General features: G+C 61.9%; 3 protein-coding genes. 1 reads left to right on the top strand and 2 read right to left on the bottom strand.

Annotation, left to right across the window (positions count from 1 at the left end; translation table 11 throughout):
- The first annotated feature begins 192 nt into the window (after positions 1 to 192).
- A complete protein-coding gene (locus ABEL04_RS03565; RefSeq protein WP_375801011.1) occupies positions 193 to 1,428 on the top strand; it encodes a hypothetical protein in 1,236 nt (411 codons plus the stop codon).
- 574 nt (positions 1,429 to 2,002) lie between these two features.
- On the opposite strand, the gene ABEL04_RS03560 is transcribed toward ABEL04_RS03565, so the two are convergent.
- Together ABEL04_RS03560 and ABEL04_RS03555 are read right to left on the bottom strand one after the other, a co-directional pair.
- Positions 2,003 to 3,079 (bottom strand): hypothetical protein, encoded by a 1,077-nt coding sequence (locus ABEL04_RS03560; protein WP_375801010.1) that lies wholly within the window; start codon positions 3,077 to 3,079, stop codon positions 2,003 to 2,005.
- Positions 3,080 to 3,112: 33 nt separating this feature from the next.
- Positions 3,113 to 3,358 carry a hypothetical protein gene (locus tag ABEL04_RS03555; RefSeq protein ID WP_375801009.1) on the bottom strand — a complete coding sequence of 82 codons (246 nt, stop codon included), beginning with the start codon at positions 3,356 to 3,358 and terminating at the stop codon, positions 3,113 to 3,115.
- Between the last annotated feature and the right edge of the window lie 72 nt (positions 3,359 to 3,430).

The following is a 3,430-nucleotide window of genomic DNA, read 5'->3' as shown; positions in this document are numbered from 1 at the left end:
ATACGGATGCTTCGCTTCGGGTGCGGGTCCCTGGTTGAGGTCCTCAGCCGTGACCACAATGTATTTTTATATTGTGCAGGTTTCGGTCATAGGTTTCACGAGGTATACTAAAAAACCGGAACTGTCTCGCACATACCGTGCACTGTCTCTGCCAGATCGCGTCGGCCTCCCACCACCCTCGTTGCCCGCGAGATGTCCTCTACCCTGCCGAATCGCTCCGGTCCAGCCCCACTTTCGTGCCGCACGGGAGTCTTGCTTCTTTTGCTGCTTACAGCCGCGGCCAGTCCCGCTTCTGCACAGGTTTCCCTTCAGCTTCAGCATCGGGTTGAAGGGCCGGGGCAGGGGCTTATCGAGGGCATTCCTCTGCCCCCCCAGACGACCGTAGTCGTCATCCGACACTCAGCGGACCGCGCCCACACGCTTAAGAACGCGGGCGTCTCCCGGAAAGAACTCACTCATCGGGTGCTGACGCGCCTCCGTCGTCGCGACACGACCTTCCGGCTTGTAAGCGATGGACGGACGCCTCGACGGTACGCGCGAACCGCACAGTCCGGGGAGATCCTCTACGTCCTGGCCCGAACACCCGCGGACTCGCTCTACGAAAGCTACGTCAACACCGGTGAGAGATTCGTCCCCGGGTTCGACGCCGTCCAGTCTGGCCGGATGACGATGGGCCCGGCGCCCCCAGAGGCACAGCGGCGATACCGGGCCGTCTTTCGGCTGAGACGGGAAATGAGGGCCGACTCGGACGCAGACGCCACTCCGAAGACGACCTCTATTCCGGGCACAGAGTCTGCGTCGGGAGATTCCGAGTCGGGGGGACCTGATGCTAGGGAAGCGGACTCGCAAGTAGAGGAACCAGCGTCCTCGGGTTCGTCCAGGGAACTGAGCGTGGGCTTTGTATGGTGGCTTCTCCTCGGAGGCGTAGCCGGCAGCCTCGCCGGAGGAGGAATGGTGTGGTCATTGCTTTCCGACCGGCTTCGGCGCACCGAGGAAGCGCGGAATGAACTACACAATGAACTCCAGGATCTGAAAGGCCAGCAGTTCGAAGAGACTCCGGAAACGGATCCTCCAGCCACTGCCGGAAGCGTAGAGGAACTCACCACAGTCTCACCATCCCCCGACGAGCTCAGGGAGCTTCGTGGAGAAGTCGAACGGCTCTGCGAGGAGATCGAACAGCTCCGCGACGAAAACAAGCGGCTTCGAGAGAAACACGATCGCCTCCACGAGGAAAATGGAAAGCTCCAAGATGAGATCGAGCACCTTCGTGAAGAAAGCGACAGGCTCCACGACGAAAATGAACAGCTCCACGAGGAGAACAGGCGGCTCCAGGAAGAGCTTCACGGGGAAGACGAGGACGTAGAGCAGCAGATCGAAAAAATCCGAAAACATCTCCAGCGGCTTCAGGGGTCGGCGGACGGTGAGTAGATCCGAACGCCTCTCCGAGTGGACAGCGGGGCCTCATGGAAACCTAGTCCTGGTGGTGCTCAACGGGGGGACCACTCGCCCGATATTTGGGTCAATAACAGCAACTTTCCGACCAGCACCGAGCAGCCCCCGGCTCACGCCCGTCAGACGTTATCCACAAGATGTACACAACGCCCGCGCATCTTTTCCCAATAACAGACTTGTCTGGAAAGGGGGAAAACATGAAGCTGAGGCCCGCTCAGCCCAGATTCGTAATCTGTTATTGTGGTGCTTCTGGAGCAGCCGCTGGTTGTCTACGTCAGTTATCCACAATCGGTGCACGGCCTGCTCGTCATTACCAAGCGAGCCGATTGGCGCCCTCACGGACAGACCAACGTCCACGTCCAGACTGGAGGACCGCTTACAAACGGCCAGACCTCCTCGTGGATGTCGATCACGGCCGCGCTACGCTGCCTCAGGGTCTAAGCCACGTCAGACGATCCCTCCCGCTTCGACGGTGCATCGCGCTGGGACGTGAATGAGCGCTCCCGGCCGAGAGAGCAAGAAGAGACCATAGCCAGGAGGCGGATGCGTCTCACACGGTTGCCCGTTTGCGCAGCCGCTCGTGGGTCGCCTCTGCCGCCTGCCGAACCGGCGCGGGAAGCTCCGCCGCGCTTACCTCGTGCGTTCTGGGGGGACGCAACCGATCGGACTGCTTCGTCAGGAGCTCGGTCTCTATGCCCAACGTGTCGGCTAGGTCCTCCAGGGCCGACGCTGGCTCGTCGGTGAGCCGGGCGTAGGACACCAGAACCGCCGAGTCTCCTGCGTGCTCCAGGACGAACTGGTACGCCGCCGTCCAGTACCGGAGCCAGAAATCGAGGTCGTCCGGATCGCCCGGATCTTCGTGAAGCCAGTTCCCAAAGTTGACGGGTTTGAGGCCCTCCCCAAACTCGTGGTGCCCAATTGCCTCCATGTACTCGCGGACGAAGTCGTCCTCCTCGTGGATCTGCAGGAACCGGCGGTGCTGCCGCTGCATCGAGGCTGCCTGCTGGAGCGGGTCCCGGAACGGGATGACGAACGTTCCTCCCTGGAGGACAGACGGCGGGGCCGCCAGGCGCGAAATGTTGAGGTTGTTCTTGGAGAGGTAGCGAAGTGCCTCCGACTCCCCGTTCTGGTGGATGGCGAGGACCTTGCGCATGTGCGTCTCGAAAAACGCGCCGAACTCCCGGTTTTGATCGCCCGGACACCAGGGTCGGATGTGGTCCCTCCGGTAGTGCTCAGGCCAAAAGTGCTTCCACACCATCTCCTCGAAGGCCTCCGGGCTTCGCTCCGAGATCTCGATTCCATCGCCGTGGGCCCGTTCTCGGGTCGTCTCCTCCCCGTCGAAGCGTCCGGCAAAGCGTCGCCAGATCATCGGGCACAGAATGAACGGCATGTCCTGGTACGTATGCGTGGCGAAGCGGCCGGTCCGCCACAGAAGACGGAGCAGGATGGTGGTGCTGGCCCGGGGGAGCGCGGTGACAAACACCGGATCGTCGACCGAAGTGTCCCGGATCGCGTCTCCGTAGAGGGCCTCCTCCACGTCGGCCAACGTACGCTGCGCGAGTCCCAACCGAAACGCAACGCGGTGAAGCAGACGGTCGGACCAGCTGTAGCGCTCCTCAAAGTCCATCGGGGCAGGGAAATGGGAAGAACGGCCGAGAACTTACTCACTGGCGGTCTCCACGGCGGCTTCCTCCTCCTGCTCCTCCCCGAACAGCGAGCCGTAGAGCCGCTTCAGCGGATACCAGACAAAGCCAAAGAGGGCGGCTAGGAGCGCTCCGATGGCGGCAAGGAGGGCACCGATGCCGGAGATGACGCTTCCGGGCCCCCCGTACGCGAAGACGGCCTCGGGCGTGCCAAGCAGGGTCAGGATGAGTGTGGTGAAGACCGCTCCGACTGCTTTGTTCATAACGCTGGGTGCTGTTTCTGGGCAAAAGTGCAAATAGAACCTACCGAAGGGCAGGGCCGAGACGCAACCCTT

Source organism: Salinibacter sp., from assembly GCF_042218895.1.
In the GTDB taxonomy this organism is placed as follows: domain Bacteria; phylum Bacteroidota; class Rhodothermia; order Rhodothermales; family Salinibacteraceae; genus Salinibacter.
The sequence above is the reverse complement of the archived record's forward strand: the minus strand, read 5'-3'. Positions and strand labels throughout refer to the sequence as shown.

Coding starts and splice junctions, on each gene's coding strand:
- ABEL04_RS03565 (WP_375801011.1), top strand. CDS start 193: ATGTCCTCTACCCTGCCGAATCGCTCCGGTCCAGCCCCACTTTCGTGC.
- ABEL04_RS03560 (WP_375801010.1), bottom strand. CDS start 3,079: ATGGACTTTGAGGAGCGCTACAGCTGGTCCGACCGTCTGCTTCACCGC.
- ABEL04_RS03555 (WP_375801009.1), bottom strand. CDS start 3,358: ATGAACAAAGCAGTCGGAGCGGTCTTCACCACACTCATCCTGACCCTG.